Annotated in this window: 19 protein-coding genes; 8 read left to right on the top strand and 11 right to left on the bottom strand. The window is 64.2% G+C overall.

Annotated elements, in window-relative coordinates; translation table 11 throughout:
* Nucleotides 1-4 precede the first annotated feature (4 nt).
* Together sufB and HR9077_RS01820 are read right to left on the bottom strand one after the other, a co-directional pair.
* Entirely contained in the window at nt 5-1447 is a 1443-nt protein-coding gene (gene sufB / locus HR9077_RS01815; RefSeq protein ID WP_136064524.1) for a Fe-S cluster assembly protein SufB, read from the bottom strand.
* A 56-nt stretch (nt 1448-1503) separates the two neighbouring features.
* The gene (locus tag HR9077_RS01820) at nt 1504-1971 is read right to left on the bottom strand and encodes an SUF system Fe-S cluster assembly regulator (RefSeq protein ID WP_136064526.1); all 468 of its coding nucleotides are present in this window, start codon (nt 1969-1971) and stop codon (nt 1504-1506) included.
* Between the two features lie 408 nt (nt 1972-2379).
* Between HR9077_RS01820 and HR9077_RS01825 the strand changes: the two genes are divergently transcribed.
* The 8 genes from HR9077_RS01825 to HR9077_RS01860 all read left to right on the top strand — a co-directional run bounded on the left by HR9077_RS01825 (nt 2380) and on the right by HR9077_RS01860 (nt 15328).
* A complete protein-coding gene (locus HR9077_RS01825) occupies nt 2380-3729 on the top strand; it encodes a UDP-glucose dehydrogenase family protein (protein ID WP_136064528.1) in 1350 nt (449 codons plus the stop codon).
* 210 nt (nt 3730-3939) lie between these two features.
* Complete coding sequence (locus tag HR9077_RS01830; protein ID WP_136064530.1) at nt 3940-5874, top strand: glycosyltransferase; 1935 nt, start codon at nt 3940-3942, stop codon at nt 5872-5874.
* A gap of 35 nt (nt 5875-5909) precedes the next feature.
* Nucleotides 5910-7475, top strand: coding sequence for a PilZ domain-containing protein (locus HR9077_RS01835; RefSeq protein WP_136064532.1), 1566 nt, complete (start codon nt 5910-5912; stop codon nt 7473-7475).
* Nucleotides 7476-7575: 100 nt separating this feature from the next.
* Entirely contained in the window at nt 7576-8505 is a 930-nt protein-coding gene (locus HR9077_RS01840) for a polysaccharide lyase (protein ID WP_244612985.1), read from the top strand.
* Between the two features lie 98 nt (nt 8506-8603).
* Nucleotides 8604-9857: an alginate lyase family protein gene (locus tag HR9077_RS01845; protein ID WP_136064534.1), complete on the top strand. Its 1254-nt coding sequence runs from the start codon at nt 8604-8606 to the stop codon at nt 9855-9857.
* A gap of 81 nt (nt 9858-9938) precedes the next feature.
* Nucleotides 9939-11189 carry an alginate lyase family protein gene (locus HR9077_RS01850; RefSeq protein ID WP_136064536.1) on the top strand — a complete coding sequence of 417 codons (1251 nt, stop codon included), beginning with the start codon at nt 9939-9941 and terminating at the stop codon, nt 11187-11189.
* Nucleotides 11190-11272: 83 nt separating this feature from the next.
* Nucleotides 11273-14044 carry a tetratricopeptide repeat protein gene (locus HR9077_RS01855; protein ID WP_136064538.1) on the top strand — a complete coding sequence of 924 codons (2772 nt, stop codon included), beginning with the start codon at nt 11273-11275 and terminating at the stop codon, nt 14042-14044.
* 288 nt (nt 14045-14332) lie between these two features.
* Nucleotides 14333-15328, top strand: a complete 996-nt coding sequence (locus tag HR9077_RS01860; protein WP_136064540.1) for a TerC family protein — start codon at nt 14333-14335, stop codon at nt 15326-15328.
* Nucleotides 15329-15424: 96 nt separating this feature from the next.
* Here the strand turns inward: HR9077_RS01860 and HR9077_RS01865 are convergent, their stop codons facing one another.
* The 9 genes from HR9077_RS01865 to HR9077_RS01905 form a co-directional block, all read right to left on the bottom strand.
* Nucleotides 15425-16720 (bottom strand): adenylosuccinate synthase, encoded by a 1296-nt coding sequence (locus tag HR9077_RS01865; RefSeq protein WP_136064542.1) that lies wholly within the window; start codon nt 16718-16720, stop codon nt 15425-15427.
* A gap of 59 nt (nt 16721-16779) precedes the next feature.
* Nucleotides 16780-17970, bottom strand: coding sequence for an ATP phosphoribosyltransferase regulatory subunit (locus HR9077_RS01870; RefSeq protein ID WP_136064544.1), 1191 nt, complete (start codon nt 17968-17970; stop codon nt 16780-16782).
* Between the two features lie 114 nt (nt 17971-18084).
* Nucleotides 18085-18990 carry a protease modulator HflC gene (hflC, locus tag HR9077_RS01875; RefSeq protein ID WP_136064546.1) on the bottom strand — a complete coding sequence of 302 codons (906 nt, stop codon included), beginning with the start codon at nt 18988-18990 and terminating at the stop codon, nt 18085-18087.
* Complete coding sequence (gene hflK / locus HR9077_RS01880; RefSeq protein ID WP_136064548.1) at nt 18987-20207, bottom strand: FtsH protease activity modulator HflK; 1221 nt, start codon at nt 20205-20207, stop codon at nt 18987-18989. Before hflK ends, hflC begins: the two co-directional genes overlap by 4 nt.
* A gap of 73 nt (nt 20208-20280) precedes the next feature.
* On the bottom strand, nt 20281-21609 hold the full coding sequence (gene hflX / locus HR9077_RS01885) for a ribosome rescue GTPase HflX (RefSeq protein ID WP_136064550.1): 1329 nt from the start codon (nt 21607-21609) through the stop codon (nt 20281-20283).
* Nucleotides 21610-21623: 14 nt separating this feature from the next.
* Entirely contained in the window at nt 21624-21872 is a 249-nt protein-coding gene (hfq, locus tag HR9077_RS01890; protein WP_136064552.1) for an RNA chaperone Hfq, read from the bottom strand.
* A 117-nt stretch (nt 21873-21989) separates the two neighbouring features.
* Nucleotides 21990-22946, bottom strand: coding sequence for a tRNA (adenosine(37)-N6)-dimethylallyltransferase MiaA (miaA, locus tag HR9077_RS01895; RefSeq protein ID WP_136064554.1), 957 nt, complete (start codon nt 22944-22946; stop codon nt 21990-21992).
* Nucleotides 22943-24874 (bottom strand): DNA mismatch repair endonuclease MutL, encoded by a 1932-nt coding sequence (gene mutL, locus HR9077_RS01900; RefSeq protein ID WP_136064556.1) that lies wholly within the window; start codon nt 24872-24874, stop codon nt 22943-22945. Before mutL ends, miaA begins: the two co-directional genes overlap by 4 nt.
* Before the next feature lie 16 nt (nt 24875-24890).
* The gene (locus tag HR9077_RS01905) at nt 24891-26372 is read right to left on the bottom strand and encodes an N-acetylmuramoyl-L-alanine amidase (protein ID WP_136064559.1); all 1482 of its coding nucleotides are present in this window, start codon (nt 26370-26372) and stop codon (nt 24891-24893) included.
* Between the last annotated feature and the right edge of the window lie 8 nt (nt 26373-26380).

Raw genomic sequence — 26380 nt, forward strand, 5'->3', positions numbered from 1 at the left:
GCCTTTACCCCACGGCGCCCTCGAGCGTCACGTTCAACAGCGCCTCGGCCTCGACCGCGAACTCCATCGGCAACTCCTGGAAGACGTCCTTGCAGAAGCCGTTGACGATCATGTTGACGGCGTCTTCTTCGGAGATGCCCCGCTGGCGGCAGTAGAACAGCTGGTCCTCGCCGATCTTCGAGGTCGTCGCCTCGTGCTCGACGGTCGCCGTGCTGTTACCGATCTCCTGATAGGGAAAGGTGTGCGCACCACAGCGATCGCCGATCAACAGCGAGTCGCACTGGGTGAAGTTGCGCGCGCCCCGCGCTCGCGGGCCGATCTTGACCAGCCCGCGATAGGCCTGGTCGCTGCGCCCGGCGGCGATCCCCTTGGAGACGATCGTCGACTTGGTGTTCGCGCCGATATGAATCATCTTGGTGCCGGTATCGGCCTGCTGACGACCGTTGGTGACGGCCACCGAATAGAACTCGCCCACGCTGTCCTTGCCGCGCAGCATGCACGAGGGGTATTTCCAGGTGATCGCCGAGCCGGTCTCGACCTGCGTCCAGGACACCTTGGAGCGGTCGCCACGGCAGTCGGCACGCTTGGTGACGAAGTTGTAGATGCCGCCCTTGCCGTCCTCGTCGCCGGGATACCAGTTCTGCACCGTCGAGTACTTGATGTAGGCGTCTTCCAGCGCGACCAGCTCGACAACCGCGGCGTGCAGCTGATTCTCGTCGCGTTGCGGCGCCGTGCAGCCCTCCAGATAGGACACCTGCGAGCGCTTGTCGCAGACGATCAGCGTGCGCTCGAACTGGCCGGTATTGGCGGCGTTGATGCGGAAGTAGGTGGACAGCTCCATCGGGCAGGTCACCCCTTCGGGCACGTAGACGAACGAGCCATCGGTGAACACCGCCGAATTGAGCGCCGCGAAGTAGTTGTCGCCCTGCGGCACCACGCTGCCCAGGTATTGCCTGACCAGCTCGGGATAGTCGCGAATCGCCTCGGAAATCGAGCAGAAGATGACCCCCGCCTCGGCGAGCTTGTCCTTGAAGGTGGTGGTCACCGACACCGAGTCGAACACCGCGTCCACCGCCACGCCGGCCAGCGCCGCGCGCTCGTGCAGGGGGATGCCCAGTTTCTCGTAGGTCTCGAGCAACTTGGGGTCGACTTCGTCGAGGCTCTGCGGACGATCCTCGGGTTTCTTGGGCGCGCTATAGTAGGAGATCGCCTGATAATCGATCGGCGGGTAGCTGAGGTGCGCCCAGGAGGGGGACGTCATCTTCAGCCATTGATGGTAGGCCTCGAGACGCCAGTCGAGCATCCATTGCGGCTCGCCCTTCTTCTGCGAGATGAAGGCGATGACGCTTTCATCCAGGCCGGGCGGTACCGTGTCGCTCTCGATGTCGGTCACGAAACCCTGGGTATACTCGCGACGAACGAGCTGCTCCATTTCCTCTGTAGCCATGGTCTTCCCCTCCGGGCGGTCTGCTGTTAAGCCCTGTTCAAGCGTTGATAGGCGTGTCAGCTTTCGGCCGAAGCCGCCAGCGTCACGCTCTGTATGGGTAGCTGCACGGGTAACTTGATTGGTGTGGTCTGCGCCAGGTGTGCCAGACTGACGCTATCGAGCAGCGTCTGGACGCCCAGCGTGACACGCTGCCAGTTGTCGGCGACACTGCAATTGCCCAGCAACTCGCAATCGCCGTCGATCTGACTGCATTCGGTCATTGCCACCGGCCCCTCGATGGCCGCGATGATGTCCCTGGCCGATATCTGCGAGGGCGCGCGCGCCAGGCGATAGCCGCCCTGGGCCCCTCGCCGCGAAACCAGCAAACCGGCGCGCACCAGCATCTTCAGAGTCTTGCTGACCGTCGGGCGCGGCAACTGGACTGCTTCAGCAAGCTCCGTAGCGGCATACGCCCGATCCGGGTGGCGCGCTATCTGCGCCATCACCACGGCCGCATAGTCGGTCAGCTTCGACAGCTTCAGCATTGCTGCTCCCCAGCTTGTTCAGCGATTGCGTACCATTTTAGTCCTATATGGCCCTACCTGTGAAGCCATGGCCGTTATCGGGTATTTTCGAACAGTGTATTCGAAAAAAACCAAAGCCAGGTTTTGACGTCGGGGCCTGCATTTCCTAGGCTAGAGACCGTAACGTCTGGGTTACAAAATATTACCCAGCTAAATTAGAAGAACTGGCATGCCGGTTGAATCGATAACCGACCTCGATCGCCGGTAGCCAGTCAGAGGTTCAGCAGTACGTCGGCACTGCCCGGATGCTCGCATCCGAAAAAACGGATAGACAGACTGCCTGACGCATTCGCTCGACTATCGGTAGGCGCAATACAAGCCATCCGATCGCCAGCGAACATCGATAAAACACCATGGAGGGGTGATTGAATGAAGATAACCATCTTCGGATCCGGTTATGTAGGCCTAGTGACCGGAACCTGCCTGGCCGACGTTGGCCATGAAGTCGTCTGTGTCGACGTCGATGCCGACAAGGTAGCCCGACTCAACAACGGCGAAGTCCCCATCTACGAGCCCGGGCTCGAGCCGATGATCGCCGCCAACATGCGTGCCGGGCGACTGCGCTTCACCACCGATGCCGCCGAGGCCGTTGCCTTCGGCAGGCTGCAGTTCATCGCCGTTGGCACCCCTTCCGACGAGGATGGCAGCGCCGACCTCAAGTATGTGCTCAAGGTCGCCGAGACCATCGCCCAGCACATGCAGGAGCCCAAGGTCATCGTCGACAAGTCCACCGTGCCGGTGGGCACCGCCGACAGGGTCACCGAAACCGTTCAGCGCGTACTCGACGAACGGGGCGCCGACCTGGCCTTCGATGTCTGCTCCAACCCCGAATTCCTCAAGGAGGGGGCCGCCGTCCAGGACTTCTCCCAGGGCGCGCGCATCATCGTGGGCACCGATTCCGAGCGCGTCGTCAAGGCGATGCGCGAGTGCTACGCGCCATACAACCGCAACCATGAAAAGCTGATGTTCATGGACGTGCGCAGCGCCGAGCTGACCAAGTATGCGGCCAATGCCATGCTCGCGACCAAGATCAGCTTCATGAACGAGATTTCCAACCTGGCTGAGAGCCTCGGCGCCGACATCGAGGATGTACGCCACGGCATCGGTAGCGACCCGCGTATCGGCTATCACTTCATCTACCCCGGCTGCGGCTATGGCGGTTCGTGTTTCCCCAAGGACGTTCAGGCCCTTGGCCGCACCGCTGCGGATATCGGCTACGAAGCCGAACTCCTGAGCGCCGTCGAGGCCGTCAACAAGCGCCAGAAGAGCAAGCTGTTCCAGAAGCTCGAGCAGGCTTTCGACGGCGACCTCGCCGGCAAGACCATCGCGCTGTGGGGGCTGGCCTTCAAGCCCAACACCGACGACATGCGCGAGGCGCCGAGCCGTACGCTGATGGAAGCCCTGTGGGCAGCCGGCGCCCGGGTACAGGCTTTCGACCCCGAGGCAGCCGACGAATGCCGTCGTATCTACGGCGAGCGCGACGACCTCACCCATTGCGAGCGCCGCGACGACGCCCTCGAAGGCGCCGATGCCTTGGTGATCTGTACCGAATGGAAGGCTTTCCGCGCCGTGGATTTCGAACGTATCGCCGCCACGCTGCGCACTCCGGTCATCGTCGATGGCCGCAACCTCTTCGATCCGCAGAGCGTCAAATCCGCCGGGCTGCTGTACTTCGCCATGGGCCGCGGCGACTCGCTGAAGCAGCGCAAGGCAGCTTGATGGTTGTCGTGTCCTGCCCCGCCGTTGCCAACCGACCGCGATCAAACCCGGCAGACCCGCTCCTCGAAGGTCGCAGGGGCTGATACGGGCAGGACCCTCCAGCCCCCGGGGAGAGCCAAGGATGCGCGCGTCCCCGGTGGGTCAATCAAGCGCAGCAATGCCATTGCGAATCGTCCTTAAGCTGCCATCGACACTCCTGGAAGGATTGCCATGTCGCCGAGCAAACACGGCAAGCGCTCGACAGCCAGTCGCATAACTGAGCTGACGACCCTGCTGTTCATCATTTCGCTTTTGGTGGTGCTCGTTTTCGAGCTGCCTCCCGAGGTCTTCTCGCCCGGGTCCAAGAGCTTCATTCTCGCCATCGGCCTGATCGGTGCCTGGCGTTATTCCTGGTGGTTCACCCATGTCCTGCGCTCGCTCTGGTTCAACAAGCGGGTCTTTCCGCGGTTGCGTCGAGAAGCGGACATTGCCGGCGCCACCGAACGTCCCGATGCACTCTATGTACTGTGCACCTCGTTTCGTATCGAGCCCGAAGTGTCGTTTTCCGTATACGATGCCTTGGTTCGCGAAGCGCGCGACTATGGGGTACCCACGACCATCTTCGCGGCCATTTCCGATCGCAGCGACATCGACGTCATCGATCACGTGATGGCGGAAAATGACTGGCCAGCCAATGTCGAGGTCAGCTACATGTTCCAGAAAGGCGATGGCAAGCGCTCGGCCATGGCCGAAGTGCTGCGCGCGATCTCGCGCCGCATGCCCAGCCATCGCTCCTTGATGATCACCATGGACGGCGATATCGAAGTCGAACCCGGCACGCTGTCGCGCTCATTGTCGTTCTTCTTCTCGCAACCCGAGCTTGGTGCGCTGACCACCAACAACCGGGCCATGGTCGACGGTGACGACGTGACCAAGGAGTGGTACGACCTGCGCTACGCCCAGCGTCATCTGATGATGAGCTCGATGGCGGTTTCCGAGCGACTGCTGGTGTTGACCGGCCGCTACAGCGCCTTTCGCGCCGAACTCGCCACCAACCCCGAATTCATCGAACTCGTCGAGAACGACCATGTCGAGCATTGGCGCTTCGGGAACTTCAAGTTCCTGTCGGGCGATGACAAGTCGACCTGGTACTGGCTGATCAAGAACAACTGGAAAATGCTCTACGTACCGGACGTCTACGTGTCCGGCTTCGAGGAGCTACCCGACAAGAACCGCTTCTTCAAGTCGTCGCTGGACCTGATGCGTCGCTGGTTCGGCAACATGCTGCGCACCAGCGGGCGTGCCATCGCCCTGGGTCCGAAGAGCATGGGGCTTTTCACCTGGTGGAGCCTGGTCGACCAGCGCCTGTCGATGTGGACGACGCTGATCGGGCCTACGGTGGCCATCATGCTGACGCTGTTCGTGCGCCCCTCGTTCATTTTCGCCTACCTGTTGTGGATCTTCTTCACTCGCAGCATCGCTTCCTGTGTGCTGGCCATGCAGCACGGACGCTTTAGCCTGCTATGGGTGCCATTGCTCTACTACAACCAGGTCTCCGGGGCACTGCTCAAGACTTACGTCAGCTTCCGATTCAACCGCCAGTCCTGGTCGCGTCAGGGGATCTCCGCCGGCGAACCGGACGACCCGAAGGCGGTCAGGCGCCAACGGCGCATGAGCCATTTCATGCACAGCGTGTACCTCGGCAGCATGCTGCTGGCCCTCGCCATCTTCGTCGGCGTGGTCGCACCGCCCGATCAGACCTCGCTGGCCATCATGCAAGACCAAAGCCAGCAGATCGACGGCACGGGTCAGAGCGGTGTCGACGACGATGGCGACTGGCTTGCACTGGCTTTGGCCGACGCCCCGCAAGGGACGCACGTGCAATTACCCGCCGGCAAGCTGCACGTCGGCTCGCAGCTCACCGAAAAGCTTTTCGAGTTGGGCGAAGTGCGGACACAACAGCTTCGCGGGCATGGCGGTGACCGCCCGACCGTGATGCAGTTCAGCCCCGCCCTCGCCGAAGGCCTGCACGACGAAGGCGGTCGGACCCTGACCGACGTTGGGCAGTTCCATTGCAGCCGACAAGCCCCCTGTGAGCTGGAAACCATGCTTGGCGCAGTCACCCTGACTGACATGGAAGTCAGGCTCGCGTCCCGTCAGGACTGAAAACACGGACACGACCCGGACAAGGAGAAACGATTATGAGCGATGACCACTCTCGCGATCCCAACAGAAAAGAACCAACGCTGGACGGGCCTGGCCACGAACGAGACCGGCCAGCACGCACCGACCACGAACAAGCCTCCCAGCCAAGCGAGTCGCATGACGAGCATGTCGCACGTGACGGCCAGTTGAGCCATGAACGCCGCGATGAACGTCGTCACGTTCGTGTCGCCATACCTTTCCAGGTCCGCTTCGAGGACGATACCACCCTCTCCGGGCATGACCTGTCGCTGGGTGGCTTCTCGGTCTACAGCGACAAGCCAATCGAAGAGGGCAAGGTGGTTTCGGCATCGCTGCTGCTGATGGCCGGTGCCGCGGAGCTCATCGTGCCCGTCGATGCCAAGGTACTGCGCGACGAAGGTCGCCGGCGCGACAAGCAATATGAGATAGCCTTCGAGATAACCAAGATTGCAAGGCGGCATCGCGAGCTGCTGCGGCGGGTCATCCGCGCGCATCTCAGCGGCAACCACGCCTCGGTGGAAAGCCTGGTCGCTACCGAGGACCCACAGACCCCGCGCAAGCGCAAGTCCAGTAGTGCCGCTCATCATCAGCCCCGCCAGCGCAAGCCCTGGGGGCGTTATCTGGCACTGACGCTGGCTGCATTGACCTTGCTGGCGGTCCTCACCGCCACGGCCTATCGCAACTTCATGCTGATCGAGCCCGATTTCGCCGCCGTCACCGCCCCGCGCATCGATATCCTTTCCCCCGGCGCCGGCCAGCTCAGCGATCACTCGCTGCAACCCGGCGACCGGGTGGAGCGCGACCAGCAACTCGCCCGGGTCAACAACAGCGATCTGCAGACGGATCTGATCCAGGCCAGAGCGGCGCACGACTACAACTCCCGGCTGATCGAGAACATGCGTGAACGCCTCGAGAACTCGGACGCCCAACAGATCAGCATGGCCCAGTCGACCACCCCGTCGAACGGTCGCCCGCCGAGCTATGAAACCGTATCGCCGGAAGTCGCCGAGATCCGCATCAAGCAGTTCATTCAGGCTCGGGACTACGAGCAATCCCGGGTCGATGCGCTCGAGGCGCGAGCATCCGCCAATGCTCTCTACAGTCCGTGTGACTGCGTCGTGGCCTGGGCGCTGGGCAGCGGCGGCGGCACCTTCATCAACAAGGGCGATCGGCTCATGACGCTGATTCGCACCGGCGAGAACGACATCATGGTCGAGGCACTGGTGCACATGGATCAGATCAGCGACATCGAACCGCATCAGGTCGCCTATGTCGCCCTGCCCAACGCCTCCGAGCCGATCGAGGCACGCGTTCGCTCGGTCGCACTGGATGTCGAGCGCCAGCCACGCGCCGGTTTCCCCGAATGGGTGCGCCAGGAGCAAAACGTCGCTAGCGTGCTGCTGGTGCCCGAGGATCCCCTGGACGCCAGCGATGTCGGCAAGCCCGTCGATGTGCGCTTCTCCGAAGCGCCAATCATCGACGGCATGGCCGAATGGATCTGGCAAGGCGGTCGCGCCGTCGCCCAGACTGTCGGCGACTGGTTCGACTCGGCACTGGCCAAGGCTTCCAGCCTGACGGGCTGAGGCAACCCACGGTATTCGCAAGCAGTAGTCGCCTGCCGGGCTGGTACATCACGGATCGACCAGCCTGGCGCTACATTTCAATCACCTGGAGGACATGGCGATGCTACGGAATCAAACGCTCCCCGCTCATGTGCCCGATACCCAACACCGCGGACGAATGCTCGGCCCACTCCTGTTCAGCCTTGCGCTGAGTGGCGCGCTGGCGCTTCCGGCCTCGGCTGACGACGAGAGCGACACGGATGCCTCGCTCTCGGTGCCCGCGGTCTCTGCCTGTTCCGAACGCTACCCGCTGGTCGCCTCGCCCGAACCGCATGGCGGCGGACACGGCGACATGGAGCAAGTCATCGAAGCCAGCTATTCGGCCAAGAAACATTGGGGGCTGGACAAGAACGTCTCGCTACTGTCGACCCAGGAGAGCGGTCTCGGCGAACCCGCATTTCGCGTGACGTACCCTGAAGGAACCTCGGCCCCCAGCGATACCGAGGAGGGCGGTGCAGGCTTTTATGCCAAGTTCGACCGGCTGCATGGTGCCGAGCGTGCCTGTCTCAAGTATCAAGTGCGTTTCGAAGAGGGCTTCGAGTTCGTCAAGGGTGGCAAGTTGCCCGGCCTCTATGGCGGTAACGCACCCAGTGGCGGCGATGAGGTTTCGGGCAAGGATGGCTTCTCGATGCGCTTCATGTGGCGCAAGGAGGGCCAGGGCGAGCTCTACGAATACGTCGCCAACAAGGATAGCGACTATGGTGACTCGGTAGGACGCGGCAAATGGACCTTCCCGACCGGCGAATGGATCACCCTCGAACAGGAAATCATCCTCAATGACCCCGAGCGCGACAACGGCATTGCCCGGGTCTGGATCGACGGCGAGCCCATTCTCGAACAGCACGGCATCGTCTACCGGACGACCGATGACTTGAGCGTGGACGGAGTCATGTTCTCCACCTTCTTCGGTGGACACGGTGAAGACTGGCGCACCCCACGAGACCAGGTCGCCGACTTCGGCGCGTTCGAAGTTTTCGCCCCCGAGCCTTGAACGGTTCGGCACTGGCCCGCTTGCCATACCGGCGGGCTCACTCTGGAAGCGCCACTTGGCACTGGCCGCCCGAATCAGGCAATCAGGAAAGACTATCGATGACTCTTCGCTTCACCCGTTTCCTTCTAGGCACGCGGAAACCGCTCCAGGCACTGGCGGCCGGCTTGCTGGGCGGTGCGCTTTGCACCTCGGCCTGGGGCTATACGTACCAGGAGCGTCAGGAAAAGGATTTCTCGCAGTACACGGTTACCAACCCCGACGCCTCGTATTTCGACGTGGATGCCCGCCTGAAGCTGCTGCAAAACACGTCAAACTCCTTGCTGCTGGGCGTCATGGACCGGTTGGAGATCGAAGACAGCTGTGCCTCGCTGCTGGCAAAACCGCCTCTGGACGAACGGATACGCATCCCCGGCTTCTACCCCAGCCCCGATGCCTGGCGTGAAGCCTCGCAGCCACTGTTCGAATTCGAGGAGGATGTCAGCGGCCTGGCGGGATCCTACATCACCACCCAGGATGACTACTATGGCGAATGTCTGATCAAGTTCCTGAACAAATGGGCGGAAGCCAACGCCTTGTGGAAGTTCTATTACTCGGTCTATGACCCTCAGGCCTGGTATGCGACCGAGTCGATGATGTTTGCCGCCGCGATGGCTTACTCCATCGTGCGTCCGCGTATCGAAGGCATGGCGGAAGAAAAGACCCATATCGACGACTGGCTCAATCGTCTGGCCAAGCGGCATTCCGGTGTCAGAGGAGGGCTGGGTGGCAGTTGCTGCAACAACCATTTCTATCGCCGTGCGCTGTATGCCTCGATGATCGGTGTCCTGACCGACGACGACGAACTCTTCCAGTTCGGCGTCAGTGCCATCTACTCGGCACTCAGCGACCTGACCCCCGAAGGAGGCCTGCCCCACGAACTCGCTCGCGGGCGGCGCGCAACGCACTATCAGAATTATGCCCTGCTCTACCTGGTCACCAACATGCAGGTGATCGCCCGCCAGGGCTACGACATCTTCAACCTCGAGGTAAACGGCCAGAGCATCCAGGATCCGGTGACCTACCTGTTCCAGATCATCGACGACCCCACTCGTCTTGGGGACTACGCACCGCACGAGCAGTACCAGGGTTTCATGAACGATGAACAGTATTTCTCATGGATGGAGATCTATCTTCACCATGAGGACTACCCGCGCATGGAACGCTTCCTGGAGCAATATCGCCCCATCAATAACCGCAGTGCCGGTGGCTACATTACCTTGTATTTCATGGATCCCGAGGCGCAGCAGCTCAGCATGAAGGAGGAGTCACAAGATCAACAGACAGAGATCACCATACCCGACACCGAGAACTAAAAAATGATCGCCTGGGCTGGTTGCGCCTGGATGCGCAAGGGAACCAGCCTTCCGAGCCGATAACGCAGGGACGCACAAAACATGACACAGCGCTTTACTCAGCCCCCTCGGGGCAACCTGAAACCGCTCCGGATCGTGGCAGCTGGCTTGCTGACCGGCCTGCTTTGCTCCTCGGCCTGGAGCTATACTTACGAGGAGCGCCAGGAAAAGGACTTCTCGCAATATACGGTCACCGACCCCGATGCCTCGTATTTCGACGTAAGCGCCCGCATGGCGCTACTCGACGACACGTCGAATTCGCTGTTGCTGGGCCAGATGGACAGGCTGCAGATCACCGACAACTGTACCTCGCTCATGGCTACGCCCCCGCTGGACGAGCGGATACGCATCCCCGGGTTCTATCCGAGCCCCGACGCCTGGCGTGAAGCCACACGACCGCTGTTCAATTTCGAGGACGATGTCAGCCGACTCGCCGGGGCCTACGTCGCCACACAGAACGACTATTACAGCGAATGCCTGATCAAGTTTCTCAATAAATGGGCCGAAGCCAATGCCCTGTGGAAATTCTATTATTCCCCCCATGATCCCCAGGCCTGGTATAGCACCGAGTCGATGATGTTTGCCGCGGCCCTGGCCTACTCGATCGTGCGCCCCCGCATCGAGGGCATGGAGGAGAAAAAACAGCACATCGACGACTGGCTGAGCAGCCTCGCGAAGCGGCATTCCGCCATTCCCGGCAGCTCCGGCGACTGTTGCAACAATCACTTCTACCGTCGGGCGCTCTATGCCTCGATGATCGGTGTCCTGACCGACGACGACGCGCTGTTCCAGTACGGTGTCAGTGCCGTCTATTCGGCGCTCAGCGACCTGACCCCCGAAGGGGGCCTGCCCCACGAACTCACCCGCGGACGGCGCGCCACGCACTATCAGAACTACGCCCTGCTCTATCTGGTCACCAACATGCAGGTGATCGCCCGCCAGGGCTACGACATCTTCAACCTCGAGATAGACGGCCTGACGATCCAGGATCCGGTGACCTACCTGTTCCAGATCATCGACGATCCCACACGGCTCGAGGACTATGCACCGCACGAGCAATATCACGGCTTTTTGAACGATGACCAATATTTCTCATGGATGGAGATCTATCTGCATCACAAGGACTACCCACGCATGGAACGCTTTCTCAAGCAGTACCGCCCCCTCAACAACCGCAGTGCCGGGGGCTACATCACGCTGTACTTCATGGCCCCCGAGGCCCAGCAACGCATCGTGCTGAACGATTCGAACAAGCAACGATCGGGGATCACCATCCCCGATTCCCCGGAGTAGCAACCTTGCCCCCTTGAGCCTGACCGCGAAGCCGGCACAAGGCACGACAGGGGTGGCGTTGGCTAACAATCCAGGATGGACCTATGACTGACCCACAACGATCGACTCTCCGCCAGCAGCATCAACGTCCCTTCAAGGCGCTCGCCTTGCTGGGCACGGTTTCGCTTCTAGGCGGTTGCGCCGTCGGTACCAGCCAGCACATGGACGAGGTCGAAGCCCGGCTCGCCCCGCAATACCAGGACTGGTTCGATGGCGGAACGCCCTACGACATGAGCTCGCTGGACTGGAGCCGCATGGATTTCGCGCGCCAGGCGCTGGCCAAGGGCAACACGGAAGAAGCCATCGCGAACCTCGAATCGCTCCAGGCCGAAGGCATCATTCCTGCGTATTACGAACTCGGCAAGATCTATGACGATGGCGAGTACGTTCCCCGCGACCCCGGGCAAGCAGCCCAGCTCTACGCCCAGGCCATACGCAACCCCTCTTCGGTGCTCGACAATGCCTCGCATCGCCTGGGGCGACTGTATCGCGAGGGCGATGGCGTCGAGCAGAACAAGACACTCGCCTATTTTCTATTCCAGCAAGCCGTCGAAAACGGCGACCTGTCGAGTGCCAGAGCCGACCTCGCCGACATGCTGGCGACCGGCGAAGGTGTCGAAGCCGATCCACAGCGCGCTCGTGCGCTTTACGAGGCGGCCGCCAAAGGGGGCAATAACGGCTCTCTACTCTCGCTGGCACGCGGCTATGCGCCAGGCGGCTGGCTAGAGACGAATCGTGAGCGCTCCCAACGCTACGCCGAGCGTTATGCCGAGGCACTCACACAGCCGGCTCGGGCCGGCGATACCCAGGCGATGGTGCAGCTAGCACGCCTGTACGCCGACGACGGCTTGCTGGGTTCGCGCCCCGAACTCCACCGGAAGTGGTTGACGGCGGCGGCCGATTCCGGAAACCCCGATGCCCTGGGTGAAGCCGGTGAGATGTTCCTGGAATCCGGCCAGCAGCAACGTGGGCTCGAGATGCTGAAGAAAGCCGCCGACGCAGGCGACGTGGAAGCCATGACCCAGCTGGGCAACGCCTATCTCGGAGACCATGGCGTTGCGGCCGACCCCGACCGGGCCCAGCGTTGGCTCGAGCGCGCCGCCAACGCTGGCTCGACCAACGCCGCCATTACCCTGGGCCGCGCCTATTTGAGCGGCGATGTCCTGACTGCCGCACCTCAGCGAGGCATCGGCCTGCTGGAAAAAGGCGCAGAGGCGGGTGACGGTCTCGCTTATGCGGCCCTCGGCAAGGCCTACATGGAAGGCGATGGCGTACGCGCCCAACCGGCCAGGGCCGTCGAGTACCTCGAGCGCGGTCACGAGGTGGGGCATCCGTATGCCACCGCGCAACTCGGCGCGGCCTACCTTACCGGTACGGGTACGAGCCAGGACCCGCAGCGCGCTCAGGCCCTGTTGCAGGAAGCGGCGGAACAGGGGCAGACCACCGCCGCGCGTCAGCTTGGCGAGGCTTATCTCGAAGGCGAAGCCCTGCCCTTCCAGCCCGCAGAAGCCGAGCGCTGGCTTCGCCAGGCGGCGGACCAGGGCGATGTCACGGCGGCCACCAAGCTCGCCGATGCCTATCTAAGCGGCAAGCTCAGCGAGGGCGACCCCGCCAAGGCCATCAGCATGCTGGAGGAAGCCGCCAATCAAGGCGATGGCTACGCCATGGTCGTGCTGGGCCGCGCCTATCGCGAAGGTCGCGGCATCCCACGCGACTACGAACGGTCGCAGTACTGGCTTCAGAAAGCCGAGGAAAGTGGCCACCCCTCGGCTACCGAGGCACTGGCACGCACCTACCGGGACCTCGGCGAACGAGGCAACGTCAACGCCCTGCGCAAGGCCGCCGAGATGGGCAACGTTCCGGCCATGGCCGCGTTGGGCCGCGCCTACCTCAATGGCGACGGCGTGCGCCGCGATAGCCGGCAAGCGCTGAACTGGCTACGCCGAGCAGCCGAACAAGGCCACGGCGGAGCGACTGCCACGCTGGGCCGTATGTACCTCGAGGGTCAGGGTGTCGCCCGTGATGTACCGCGCGGCGTCGACTATCTCGAACGCGCCGCCAATCGTGGGCATAACGGCGCCAAGGCCGACCTCGGCGAAGCCTATCTCAAGGGCCAGGGCGTCGACGCCAGGCCCCAGCGCGGGGTTTCGCTACTCCGTGAAGCCGCCGCTAGCGGCAACATTTCCGCGCGTATCGTACTCGGTCAGGCCTACCTCAAGGGCCAAGGCGTTCAGCAGGATGCCGCCCAGGGTCGCCGCTATCTGACGGATGCCGCCGACAGCGGCGATACCTACGCCGCCCAGCTTCTCGGCGCGGCTTACATGGAAGGTACCGGTGTCGAACAGGATACCGACCAGGCCGTGAAATGGCTCGAGCAGGCCATCGACGCGGGCGATCTGACCGCCCAGCAGTATTACGGGCGGACGCTGCTGTATGGCGACTTCCAGCTCGAACAGGACGTCGAACGCGGTCGCCGATTACTCGCCGATGCCGCCGAACAGGGCCATGCCGGGTCGATGGCAACGCTGGGACGTGAATATCTGCGTGGCACCCTGTTGCCCATGGACAGGACGCGTGGCGCGGAATACCTCTACGAGGCCGCCGAGCGAGGTCATCCCACGGCTCGCCTGGCGCTCGCCAAGGCCTACCTCAGGGCCAACGGTCTTGAAAGCGTCAGCCAGGAGCAGGCGCTGGTGTGGCTCGACAGTACCCTCGATTCAGGCGGCGACATGGGTCTGGAAACCATGCGCGACCTGCTGACCGATGAAGCCGCGGCGCAAGCAGCCGGCAACACAACCGGGAGCGAATCGCGCTGACCGCCGGGTCTCCACCGACCGCGATGCCGGGCCCCCTCTGGGGCCCGGCTTTTTTATCTCCGGCCTCTTGCTTGTCGGGGACAACGGCGCGACACTCAGCCACCACAGGAAGGGGAGTATTCCCGAGGTGGAGGCGGACCGGCAACGGCGGCTCCACGATGGTGACGTCGTCAGCACGGGCGCACAACGCCCCGGCGTCATCGGTCCCGATCGGGCGTCGGCTAGCGAGGCGCCACCCGGGGCGGAAGAGACCTTCGGTGTCCGTTAACGACGACCGGAGAGACTCCTATGTCCGTCCCGACCTGGGTATGGCTGGCCACCGTGGCCGGTATCATCGCGCTGTTCTGCTTCGACTTCATCTTCCACGCCCGCAAGCCCCACGAGCCGACGCTCAAGGAGGCCGCCGGCTGGTCGCTGTTCTTCATCACCATCGCGCTGTTGTTCGGTGCCGGCCTCTGGCTGGTCTGGGGCGCCGATCACGGCACCGAGTATTTCGCCGGCTTCATCACCGAGAAGAGCCTGTCGGTCGACAACCTCTTCGTCTTCGTGATCCTGATGACCAAGTTCACGGTTCCGCGCATGTACCAGCAAAAGGTGCTGCTGATCGGGATCGCCATCGCCCTGGTCATGCGCGGCGTGTTCATCGCCGTCGGCGCGGCCGCCATCGCCCAGTTCAGCTGGGTCTTCTACGTCTTCGGCGCCTTTCTGCTGTATACCGCGTTCAAGCTCGCCCATGACAGCCTGAAGGATCAGGCGGCCGGCGGCCCGCAGTACCACGAGACGCGCTTCGAGCGCTGGGCCCGCAAGGTGTTTCCGGCGACCGGCGAATATCATGGCAATCGGCTGCTGACCAGGGCGAATGGCAAGCGCGTGGTGACGCCGCTGTTCTTCGTGGTCATCGCGCTGGGCTTTACCGACCTGCTGTTCGCACTGGACTCGATCCCGGCGATCTACGGCCTGACCAAAGAGCCCTATATCGTCTTCACCGCCAACGCCTTCGCGCTGCTCGGCCTCTTGCAGCTCTACTTCCTGCTCGGTGGACTCCTCGATCGGCTGGTCTACCTGGGGCTCGGCCTGTCGATCATTCTCGGCTTCATCGGCGTCAAGCTGATCCTCGAGGCACTGCATGAAAACGCCCTGCCGTTCATCAATGGCGGCGAAGGGGTGCACTGGGCTCCGGAAATCCCCATCTGGCTGTCGCTGACGATCATCGTCGGTACGCTGGTGGTCACCACCGCCGCCAGCCTGATCAAGTCGAGCCACACGGCCTCCCAAAGCAAATAATCAGCTCGGACCGCGTAGCCATTACAAAAAACCCGCCACCGTGACGGTGGCGGGTTTTCGATCGAGTCCGGCGACGCTCGCCGGCCTGCCTCGCGCTCAGTCGAGAAACGGATTGCGCAGCACGATCGTCTCGTTGCGGTCGGGGCCGGTGGAGATGATGTCGATCGGCGTACCGGTCTGCTCCTCGAGGAAACTGATGTAGGCACGGGCGTTGGACGGCAGGTCCTCGACACGCTTGATGCCCAGTGTCGATTCGCTCCAGCCCGGCAGGTCCTGATAGAGCGGCTCGACCGCTTCGTAGCCCTCGGAATCCACCGGCGCGTCCAGGGTCTCGCCATCCTTGCTGCGATAGCCGATGCAGACCCGGATGTTTTCCAGCCCATCGAGGACGTCGAGCTTGGTCAGGCAGATGCCCGAGACCGAATTGACCTGCACGGCATGGCGCAACGCCACCGCATCGAACCAGCCGCAGCGCCGTGCCCGCCCGGTGGTGGCCCCGAATTCATGACCGCGCTCGGCAAGGTGACGGCCGAATTCGTCGAACAGTTCGGTGGGGAAGGGTCCCGAGCCGACGCGCGTGGTATAGGCCTTGGTGATGCCCAGCACGTAATCCAGATACAGCGGCCCGACGCCCGACCCGGTAGCGGTGCCCCCGGCGGTGGTGTTGGAGCTGGTGACGTAGGGGTAGGTACCGTGGTCGATGTCCAGCAGCGAGCCCTGGGCGCCCTCGAAGAGGATATTGTCGCCGGCCTTGCGGAAGTCGTGCACCAGGCTGACCGTGTCGCAGACCATCGGTCGCAGCTCCTCGGCCATTACCATCGCCTCGTCGAGGATCTGCTGGAAATTCACCGCGGGCTCGCCGTGATAGTGCTGCAGCACGAAGTTGTGATAGTCCAGCACTTCGCCCAGCTTGGACGCGAAACGTTCGCGATGCAGCAGGTCGCCCAGGCGCAGCCCGCGACGCGCGACCTTGTCCTCGTAAGCCGGGCCGATGCCGCGTCCGGTGGTGCCGATCTTGGCGATGCCCCGGGCCTTCTCGCGCGCCTGGTCGAGCCGCACGTGGTACGGCAGGATCAGCGGACACGCCGGCGACAGTCTCAGCCGCTTGCGGACAGGCACGCCCTTGGCTTCCAGTTCGCGGATTTCGCTGATCAGCGCTTCCGGCGACAGCACCACGCCATTGCCGATCACACAGGTCTTGTCGTCGCGCAATATCCCCGACGGGATCAGATGCAGCACGGTCTTCTCGCCGTCGATGACCAGGGTATGGCCGGCATTGTGACCACCCTGAAAACGCACCACCGCGGACGCCGACTCGGTCAGCAGATCGACGACCTTGCCCTTGCCCTCGTCACCCCACTGGGTGCCCAGTACGACTACGTTCTTGCCCATTACTCTCGTCTCTTGATCGAAGAATCTGCCTGGCCGAAGAGTCGGCAGGCGTCTCGCTGTCATGCCAGGGGTGATACCTGCCAATCGTCACCCAGGCGCACCAGGCGGCGGTTGCATCGATGCTCTACGGGGCCGGTATGCTGGCCCGGCAGGGCCCTTACCACCCGCTCCCCCGCCTCGCGCAGACGCGCGATGACCGCGTTGAGTTCGCTTGCTTCGCCAGCCTCGCCGGCCGGCGCCCAGATCCCGTCGCAAGGCGGCTGCTGCTCGATCAGCGTAGCCAACAGCTTGAGGTCCATCGAGAAGCCGGTGGCGGGACGCGCCCGACCGAACGCCCGCCCGGTATCGTCGTAACGCCCGCCCTTGACCAGCGCCTGGCCGTAGCCCGGCACGTAGGCGGCAAACATCATGCCGGTGTGGTACTGATAACCGCGCAGATCCGCCAGGTCGAGGTACAGGGTAACGTCATCGGAGCCATGGGCCACCCCTTCGCAGAGCGCCTGCAACTGGTCGAGCGCGTCGTCGAGCGCCGCCGGCCCCTCGGCAAAGACCTCGCGCGCTTCATCGAGCACCTCGCGCCCCCCGTGCAGGCCGGGCAGCGCCTTGATCATGCGCGCGATGGCCGGGTCGTGAATCTGCGCATCGACCAGCGCCCGGGTCTCCGACGGCGACTTGCGCTCGATGGCCTCGAACAGCGCCAGCTCCGCCTCGCGGGACAGCGCCGCGGCCTCGACCAGGGCGCGATAGATGCCGATGTGCCCCAGCGCCAGGTGGATCTCCCGCGAACCGGCGGTAACCAGGCTGGCCAGCGCCAGCCTGAGTATCTCCAGATCGGCTTCCAGACCGGCGTGACCGAACAGCTCGACGCCCACCTGGACGGGACTGCGGCCGCCCTGATGCTGGTCGGCCTTGGCACGCAGCACGTGGCTGCAGTAGCACAGCCGCGCCGGACCGCGATGCTTGAGCGAGTGCGCGTCCATCCGCGCCACCTGCGGGGTCACGTCGGCGCTGGCGCCCATCATGCGCCCGGTGAGCTGGTCGGTGAGCTTGAAGGTCTGCAGATCCAGATCGGTACCGGTGCCGGTCAGCAACGAATCGAGAAACTCGACCGGCGGCGGCATCACCAGGTCGTAGCCCCAGCGGTAATAGAGATCGAGCAGCGCCCGACGCAGCGTCTCCATGCGGGTCGCCTGCGGCGGAAGCACTTCATCCATGCCGTCAGGAAGCAGCCAGCGATCAGCGATGGTCATGAGCCTTTGCCTGTCTACCAGAGATGAATGGCCACAAAAAAACCGGGCCACGCCCGGTTGTCGGATTCTAGCATGTTTGCCCCCCGGGTGTACCCCGGGGGGCGAGACGATCGCCTAGGATCCGCCCCCGTCGTCGTTCTGCTCGGGTCGCGGACTGGCGCTGTTCAGATAGCGGAAGAAGTCGCTGTCCGGTTCCAGCACCAGCAGGTCGTCCTTGCCATCGAAGCTGGCCCGATAGGCGTCGAGGCTGCGATAGAAGCGGAAGAACTCGGCATCCTGCTGATAGGACTGGGCATAGATCGATGCCGCTTCGGCATCGCCCTGACCGCGCAGGGTTTCCGCCTTGGATTGCGCCTCGGCGAGCAGCACCTGACGGCGACGCTCGGCGTTGGCCCGCACCTTTTCGGCCTGCTCCTGCCCCTGGGCGCGATACTCGCGCGCCTCGCGATGCCGCTCGGTGCGCATCCGCTCGTAGACCGCCTGGGTCACCTCGTCGGGCAGGTCGATGCGCTTGATGCGGATATCGAGAATCGCCACCCCCAGCTCGTCGCGCATGATCTGGTCGAGATTTTCCGTAGGGGCCGACATCAGCTCGTCGCGACGCTCGGCGATGATCTCCTGCAATTCGAGCCGGCCGAACTGATTGCGCAGCGCCTCGTCGACACGCGGCGAAATCAGCCGCTCGGCGGTCTGCTCGTCACCGGAAGTCGCTTCGTAGTATCGCGCCGGATCGACGATCTTCCACTTGACGTAGGAGTCGACGATCACTGCCTTCTTCTCCAGCGTCAGGTAACGGCTGGTATCGGTATCCAGGGTCAGCACGCGGGTATCGAAGGTGCGCACCGTGTTGGTGACCGGCACCTTGAAGTGCAACCCGGGCTGGATATTGGCCTCGACGATCTCGCCGAACCGCAGTTTGATGGCACGCTCGGTCTCGTCGACGATATACAGACTGTTGCTGCCCACCCAAGCGACCGCGGCCAGGCCGGCGACGATGAGCAGGGAACGATTATTGATCATTGACGAGCCTCCCTGCGGATACCACTCGTCTGCGACGAGTTGCTGCTGCTACCTGTCGAGTTGTTGCGCATCTGCTCGATCAATGACGGCGTGACGTTGATGTCCTGCTGCGAACCGGAGCCATTGGCGTCGCCACGGTTCAGCTTGTCGAGCGGCAGCACCATCAACGGACTGCCCTGATCGATGTCGACCAACACCTTGCTGGTCTTCGACAGCACCTCGGTCATGCTTTCCAGATACATGCGGTCGCGCATCACCTGGGGTGCCTGACGGTACTCGGTCAGCAACGAATTGAAGCGGTTGGTCTGGCCCTCGGCCTTGGCGACCACCGATTCGCGATAGCCCTGGGCCTGCTCGATCATGCGCTGCGCCTGGCCCTGCGCCTCGGGAATGATCGCGTTGGCGTAGCCGATCGCATCGTTGATCAGTCGCTGACGATCCTCGCGGGCCTTGATCACGTCGTCGAAGGCGTCCTGGACCGCATCCGGCGCCGAGGTCGACTCGACGTTGATCGCCTGGATGCTCACCCCGAGGCCGTAGCTGTTGAGGTAGGACTGCAAGCGGGTCGACACCGTGTCGGCCAGCAGTTCACGGCCGGAGGTCAGGATCTGGTCCATTTCGGTGCCACCGACCACATGGCGCAAGGCCGAATCGAGGGCATTCTCGATCGACAGCTCGGGCGTACGCACGTTGAGCACGTAGTCGCGCGGGTCGGCCACCCGGAACTGGGCGGATATCTCGACCTGGACGATGTTCTCGTCGCGGGTCAGCATCGACTTGGTCTGGGAAACCGAGCGCACCCGGGTCACGTTGACCATGCGCACGTCGTCGACGATCGGCGGGTTCCAGTGCAGACCCGGGCTGACGATCTGCTGGAACTTGCCGAAGCGCAGCACGACGCCGCGCTCCGACTGGTCGACCAGATAGAAGCCCGAAGCCGCCCAGACCGCCAGGGCGATGATCGCCAGCAGCCCCGGCAGCGCGAAGGTGCTGCGCTTGCCGCCGCCACCGCCATTGCCGCCGCCACCGCCGCGCTTGCCGCGACCGCCGAGCATGCGGTTGAGCTTGTCCTGAAACTTCTTCAACGCCTCGTCCAGATCGGGCGGGCCCTGGTTGTTGTTGCCACCACCATTGCCGTTACCGCCGCCACCACGTCGGCCACCGCCACTCCAGGGGTCGTGCTGCTTGCCACCCCCACCCGGCTCATTCCAAGCCATACGTCGTCTCCACTAAGCAAAATTGCGATGTGCGGCGAGGCCGCCGTCTGCGATGAAGACGGCGGCCTCGCTATCATCCTCGGACACCATCGGCCCAGACCGGTGGCGCCAGTTCCTCCGGTGGCAGGTAATCCTCGGCTTTCTCGCCCAGCCGGGCGAGCAGTTGCATGAATTCGCGCCGTGGCAGGCGAATCGTCAGTAGGCTGCGACCCTGATCGTCGAAGCGCTCGCCACGGACTGCGTCCAACTCGTGCAACCCCGCCCGTAGCCTACCCTGATCGGGCGTCAACGTCAGGTCCAGATCGAGCAGGTCCTCGGCCAGGCGCTCGGACAGCGCCTGATGCAGCAGGTCGAAGCCGCTGCCCTGCTGCGCCGACAGCCACACCTCCTCGGGCACGCCGTGGCCATCGCGCTCGATGCGCGGCGCGCTGTCGAGCAGGTCGATCTTGTTCATCACCCGCAGGCAGGGTACTTCACTGGCGCCGATCTCCTCGAGCACCGAATTGACCTCCGCCATGTTCTGCTCGCGCTCGGGGTCGGCACAGTCGATCACGTGGATCAGCAGCGAGGCTTCGTTGGCCTCCTGCAGCGTGGCCTGGAAGGCCTCCACCAGCTTGTGCGGCAGATGGCGGATGAAGCCCACCGTGTCGGCCATCACCACCGGCCCCACATCGGCCACGTCGAGCCGGCGCAGGGTCGGGTCGAGGGTGGCGAACAGCTGATCGGCGGTATACACCGTCGAAGCGGTCAAGGCGTTGAACAGCGTCGACTTGCCGGCGTTGGTATACCCCACCAGAGAGACACTGGGGATTTCGGCCCGCGAGCGCGCCCGGCGATTCTGCGCGCGCTGGCTGCGCACCTTGTCGAGCCGCTTGTGGATCGCCTTGATGCGCGCCCGCAACAGCCGGCGGTCGGTCTCGAGCTGGGTTTCACCCGGCCCGCGCAGGCCGATGCCGCCTTTCTGACGCTCCAGGTGAGTCCAGCCCCGCACCAGCCGGGTGGACATGTACTCGAGCTGGGCCAGCTCGACCTGCAGCTTGCCCTCATGGGTCCGCGCACGCTGGGCGAAGATGTCGAGGATCAATCCGGTACGATCGAGCACTCGGCACTTCAGGGAGCGCTCGAGGTTACGTTCCTGGGAGGGACTCAATGTATGGTTGAAGATCACCAGCTCGGCGTGGTGGACGGCGAGCAGCTCGCGCAGCTCCTCCACCTTGCCGCTGCCGATGAAGGCACGCGGATCGGGCCGACGCCGGCTCCCCTGCATGAGGGTCGCCGGCTCGGCGCCCGCGGAACGCACCAGTTCCAGGAATTCACCCGGATCTTCGCGCTCTTGCTCGTCCTGAAAGTCGACATGGACGAGAACCGCCGTTTCACCGGCGTCGGGACGTTCAAAAAACAATCAGTACCTCGCGATCAATCTTCCTGCCCGGCCATGGCGGGATCCTGTGCCGGCAGGCGCACGTTGCGTGAAGGCACCACCGTCGAGATGGCATGCTTGTAGACCATCTGACTGACGGTGTTACGCAGCAGAATCACGAATTGGTCGAAGGACTCGATCTGCCCCTGCAGCTTGATTCCGTTGACCAGGAAGATGGACACCGGAATGCGTTCCTTGCGCAGGATGTTCAGATACGGGTCTTGAAGGGACTGCCCTTTGGACATTTTGCTCTCCCTAACTGTCTCTAGTTGATGTCATTTTAATGGTCGCCCCACAGGGCTTTATGAGGCCTGGGCCACGCCGCCGGCAAAACCCCACCACGACGAAAGCCTCATCTTACGCTAAGTGCCGCACTGGCGCACGATTTTCAAGGCTTCGTCGAGCGGCGCAGGCGCGCACGAATCGATCCAGCTCAGCCCCGGCCAGGAGCGCAGCCAGGTCAGCTGACGCTTGGCCAGTTGTCGCGTCGCGATCACGCCTTTCTCACGCAGCGTAACTCGATCGTACCAACCCTCAAGGTACTCCCACACCTGGCGGTAACCGACGCTTTTCAGGGCCGGCAGCTCGGGACTCAGGTCCCCCCGCCCGCGCAAGCCGGCCACCTCGTCGATGAAGCCCTGCTCGAGCATGGCGTCGAAGCGCCGGGCGATGCGCTCATGCAGCACCGCCCTATCCATGGGCGCGAGTCCTATGGACAACGTACGCCAGGGCAAGGTTTCCGCTTGCTGCTCCTGCCACAGCGCACTCATCGGTCGACCGCTCAGCCGCTGCACTTCCAGGGCACGCATCAGTCGCTGGGGATCGTTGCGATGAATGCGCGCCGCCGACTCGGGGTCGACCCGCGCCAGCTCCTCGTGCAGGGCGCCCAGGCCGCGCTCGGCCGCCCAGGCCTCGAGTTCGGCGCGCAGCGCCTGGTCCGCGGCCGGCAGCCGGGCGATCCCGCCCAGCAGGCTACGGTAGTAGAGCATGGTGCCGCCGACCAGCAGCGGAATCCTGCCCGCGGCGCCGATCTCGCGCATCTCGCGCCGCGCATCGTCGCGAAAGTCGGCGGCCGAATAGGGGTCGCCAGGGTCACGAATGTCGATCAGTCGGTGCGGAGCGCGGGCCAGTTCGGCGGCAGAGGGCTTGGCGGTGCCGATATCCATTCCGCGGTAGACCATCGCCGAATCGACGCTGACCAGCTCCGCGCCCAGCCGCTCGTGCAGCGCCATCGCCAGGTCGGTCTTGCCCGACGCCGTGGGGCCCATCAGCAGGATCGCCAGTGGCCGCCGGTCGCGCTCGTCGCTCGCGCCGCTCATTGGCCACGCATGAAAAGCTTGTCGAGCTCGGCCATCGACATCTCGGTCCAGGTCGGCCGCCCGTGGTTGCATTGGCCGCTGCGCTCGGTGCGTTCCATGTCGCGCAACAGCGCGTTCATCTCCGGCACCGTCAGGCGACGATTGGCGCGCACGCTGCCGTGACACGACATGGTCGCCAGCAGTTCGTTGATATGCGCCTCGAGCCTGTCCGAGCGCCCATAGCGCTCGAGGTCGCCGAGCATGTCGCGGATCAGCGGCTCGACATCGGCCTCGGCCAGCAGCGTCGGCACCTGCCGTACCAGCAGGGTTTCCGGCCCGGCGACATCAAGCTCGACGCCGAGCCGGGTAAACGCCTCGCGGCAGCTCTCGGCAGTCTCCACGGCGTTGGCGCTGACCGCCAGCGAGACCGGCACCAGCAGCGGCTGGGCGTCGAGCGCGCCGCCATGCACCTGGGTCTTCATGCGCTCGTAGACGATCCGCTCGTGAGCCGCATGCATGTCGACCATCACCAGACCGCGCGCGGTCTGGGCAAGGATATACACGCCGTGCAGCTGGGCCACGGCATAACCCAGCGGCGGCGCCTGGGTCGGGTCGTCGTCGGGCAGCGTGGTCCGCTCGGGCGCCAGGCGACTGCGCTCGTCGAGCGCGGTGGCGGCCGCCGTGCCGCCCGGGGCCGCCTCGGGCCGAGGTGTCAACAGGCTGGCCTCATGCTCGGGGTGCAGCGCCTGGTAACCGGCCATGAATTCACGCACCCGCGAGGCGCCAGGACGGTTCTCGCGCTCGCCGCCGGCAGGCGAACGCAGCGCCATGGGCTGCTGCTGCCAACGCGGCTCGGCGGCGCCAGCCCCGGCGGCTGGCTCGGCCCGCTCATCGGCGCTCGGCCCGCCCGTCGGCGCGGCCGAGCCATCCCGGGGGCGGACCTCGCCGAGGGCCCGGTGCAGGCTGGAAAACAGGAAGTCGTGCACCAGTCGGCCGTCGCGAAAGCGCACCTCGTGCTTGGTGGGGTGAACATTGACGTCGACCACGCTGGGATCGACGTCCAGATAAAGCACGAACACCGGCTGGCGGCCATGGAACAGCACGTCTCGATAGGCCTGGCGGATGGCGTGCGCGACCAGGCGATCGCGCACCACCCGGCCGTTGACGAAGAAATACTGCTGGTCGGCCTGGGCCCGGGAGTGTGTCGGCAGGCCCACCCAGCCCCACAGGCGCATGCCGGTGGCCTCGAGATCGATATGCAGCGCATTGTCGAGGAACTTGTTCCCCAGCAGTGCGGCGATGCGCCGCTCGCTGCCCGCATCGTCGTTCACCGGGCGCAACTGGTGAACGGTCTTCTGATTGTGGCGCAGCACCCAGCCGACGTCGTAGCGCGACAGCGCCAGGCGCCGGAAGGCCTCTTCGGCATGGCCGAACTCGGTCTTCTCGGTGCGCAGGAACTTGCGCCGTGCCGGGGTATTGAAGAACAGGTCGCGCACCGTCACCGAGGTACCGCGCGGATGCGGCGCCGGCGAAACACGCGGCTCCATCTGCCGGCCCTCGGCGACCACCCGCCAGCCGTCCGCCGGGTCGTCGGCGGTGTTGGACACCAGTTCGAGGCGCGACACCGAGCTGATCGAGGCCAGCGCCTCGCCGCGAAAGCCCAGACTGGTCACGCCCTCGAGTTCCTCGAGCGAGACGATCTTGCTGGTCGCGTGGCGCGACAGGGCCAGCGGCAGATCGGCCTCGTCGATGCCCGAGCCATCGTCGCGCACCTTGATCAGCCGCGCCCCGCCGCTTTCAAGGTCGATCTCGATGCGCCGGCTGCCGGCATCGATGGCGTTCTCGACCAGCTCCTTGAGCACCGACGAGGGGCGCTCGACCACCTCGCCGGCGGCGATCTGGTTGGCCAGGCGCGGGTCGAGAATCTGGATGCGTCGTGTCTGGATCATATCGACTGCTCAATGATTAGCCGCGTGGAATGCGCAACACCTGGCCAACGCGAATCGAGTCGCTGTCGAGCTCGTTGGCCTCGCGCAACGTGCTCAGCGACACCTGATGGCGGGAGGCGATCTCCGACAGGGTATCACCCGGCTGAATGCGATACTCGTTGGCCTGGCCGCCCCGCCCCTGGTCGCGCTGCCAGGCGATCAGACTACTCGGTGGCGGATTCTGGTGAAAATGCGCATCGATGCCCTTGAAGATCGCCCGGGCAAGCTGGCCCTGATAGCCCGGATCGCGCAGCCGGCGCTCTTCCTGCGGGTTGGAAATGAACCCCGTCTCGACCAGCAGCGAGGGAATGTCCGGCGACTTGAGCACCACGAAGCCGGCCTGCTCGACCCGCGCCTTGTGCAGGCTATTGATGGTATCGAGCTGGTCCAGCACCTGGCCGCCCGCCGCCAGCGAATCGTTGAGCGTGGCGGTCATGGTCAGGTCGAGCAGCACCCCGCGCAGCGTTTCGTCCTTGTCGGCCAGGTTCAGGCTGCCATCGACGCCGCCGATCAGGTCCGAGCGGTTCTCGGAGGCCGCCAGCCACTTGGCGGTCTCCGAGGTCGCGCCGCTCTGCGACAGCGCGAATACCGAGCTGCCGGTCGGTCGCGGACTCTTGAAGGCATCGGCATGGATCGAGACGAAGAAATCGGCCTTCTGGTCGCGTGCCAGCAGGGTGCGCTGGCGCAGCCCCACATAGTAGTCGCCGTCGCGGGTCAGTATCGCCTTGAAGCCGGGCGTGGCATCGATGAGCGACTTGAGCTTGCGCGCGATCGCCAGCACCACGTCCTTTTCCCGGGTGCCCTTGGCGCCGATGGCACCGGGATCCTCGCCCCCGTGGCCTGGGTCCACGGCGATGATGATGTCGCGCTTGGGATGCGGCTTGGCGGCCGTCGCGGCATCGACTGTCTCTGCGGGCCGGCCGCTGGCAATGGCCTCGGTCTGGGCGCGCCCGGCGGCGATCTCCTGCTCGCGGATCATCGACTCGATGGGGTCGATGGGGTCCTCGATGGCGCTTTCGCCGGGGTACTCCAGGTCGACCACCAGACGGTGACCGTACTGGTCGTTGGGCGCCAGGGTGAAATGCCGCGGCTCGACCGGGCGCTCGAGGTCGAGCACCACCCGCAGGTCGTCGCCGTTGCGGGTGCCGCTACGAATCTCGCTGATCGCGCTGCCCTCGAGATCGACGCCGGCCAGATTGGCCTCGAGCCGGCTATCCTCGAGATCGATCACCAGGCGTCGCGGGTTGTCGAGGGAAAAGATGTTGGCCTGCGGCGCGCCGGCCATGTCGAAGACCAGCCGCACGTGATCGGGCGCCGCCCATAGCCGGACGTTGTCGACATCACTGGCCCATGTCGGCGGCGCGGCGCCAGCCATCGCGAGGGCACAGAGCACGGCAGCCAGCCCGCGACGAAGGCCCGCCCGGCGAGCCCGGCACTTCTGCCGAATCCAGAAAGTCATGGTCTAGC

The sequence above is a fragment of the Modicisalibacter radicis genome, assembly GCF_900961225.1.
In the GTDB taxonomy this organism is placed as follows: Bacteria; Pseudomonadota; Gammaproteobacteria; order Pseudomonadales; family Halomonadaceae; genus Modicisalibacter.

What these genes read in the sequence shown, in the direction of transcription:
- sufB (WP_136064524.1), bottom strand. Translation starts at nt 1,447, where the DNA reads ATGGCTACAGAGGAAATGGAGCAGCTCGTTCGTCGCGAGTATACCCAG.
- HR9077_RS01820 (WP_136064526.1), bottom strand. Translation starts at nt 1,971, where the DNA reads ATGCTGAAGCTGTCGAAGCTGACCGACTATGCGGCCGTGGTGATGGCG.
- HR9077_RS01825 (WP_136064528.1), top strand. Translation starts at nt 2,380, where the DNA reads ATGAAGATAACCATCTTCGGATCCGGTTATGTAGGCCTAGTGACCGGA.
- HR9077_RS01830 (WP_136064530.1), top strand. Translation starts at nt 3,940, where the DNA reads ATGTCGCCGAGCAAACACGGCAAGCGCTCGACAGCCAGTCGCATAACT.
- HR9077_RS01835 (WP_136064532.1), top strand. Translation starts at nt 5,910, where the DNA reads ATGAGCGATGACCACTCTCGCGATCCCAACAGAAAAGAACCAACGCTG.
- HR9077_RS01840 (WP_244612985.1), top strand. Translation starts at nt 7,576, where the DNA reads ATGCTACGGAATCAAACGCTCCCCGCTCATGTGCCCGATACCCAACAC.
- HR9077_RS01845 (WP_136064534.1), top strand. Translation starts at nt 8,604, where the DNA reads ATGACTCTTCGCTTCACCCGTTTCCTTCTAGGCACGCGGAAACCGCTC.
- HR9077_RS01850 (WP_136064536.1), top strand. Translation starts at nt 9,939, where the DNA reads ATGACACAGCGCTTTACTCAGCCCCCTCGGGGCAACCTGAAACCGCTC.
- HR9077_RS01855 (WP_136064538.1), top strand. Translation starts at nt 11,273, where the DNA reads ATGACTGACCCACAACGATCGACTCTCCGCCAGCAGCATCAACGTCCC.
- HR9077_RS01860 (WP_136064540.1), top strand. Translation starts at nt 14,333, where the DNA reads ATGTCCGTCCCGACCTGGGTATGGCTGGCCACCGTGGCCGGTATCATC.
- HR9077_RS01865 (WP_136064542.1), bottom strand. Translation starts at nt 16,720, where the DNA reads ATGGGCAAGAACGTAGTCGTACTGGGCACCCAGTGGGGTGACGAGGGC.
- HR9077_RS01870 (WP_136064544.1), bottom strand. Translation starts at nt 17,970, where the DNA reads ATGACCATCGCTGATCGCTGGCTGCTTCCTGACGGCATGGATGAAGTG.
- hflC (WP_136064546.1), bottom strand. Translation starts at nt 18,990, where the DNA reads ATGATCAATAATCGTTCCCTGCTCATCGTCGCCGGCCTGGCCGCGGTC.
- hflK (WP_136064548.1), bottom strand. Translation starts at nt 20,207, where the DNA reads ATGGCTTGGAATGAGCCGGGTGGGGGTGGCAAGCAGCACGACCCCTGG.
- hfq (WP_136064552.1), bottom strand. Translation starts at nt 21,872, where the DNA reads ATGTCCAAAGGGCAGTCCCTTCAAGACCCGTATCTGAACATCCTGCGC.
- miaA (WP_136064554.1), bottom strand. Translation starts at nt 22,946, where the DNA reads ATGAGCGGCGCGAGCGACGAGCGCGACCGGCGGCCACTGGCGATCCTG.
- mutL (WP_136064556.1), bottom strand. Translation starts at nt 24,874, where the DNA reads ATGATCCAGACACGACGCATCCAGATTCTCGACCCGCGCCTGGCCAAC.
- HR9077_RS01905 (WP_136064559.1), bottom strand. Translation starts at nt 26,372, where the DNA reads ATGACTTTCTGGATTCGGCAGAAGTGCCGGGCTCGCCGGGCGGGCCTT.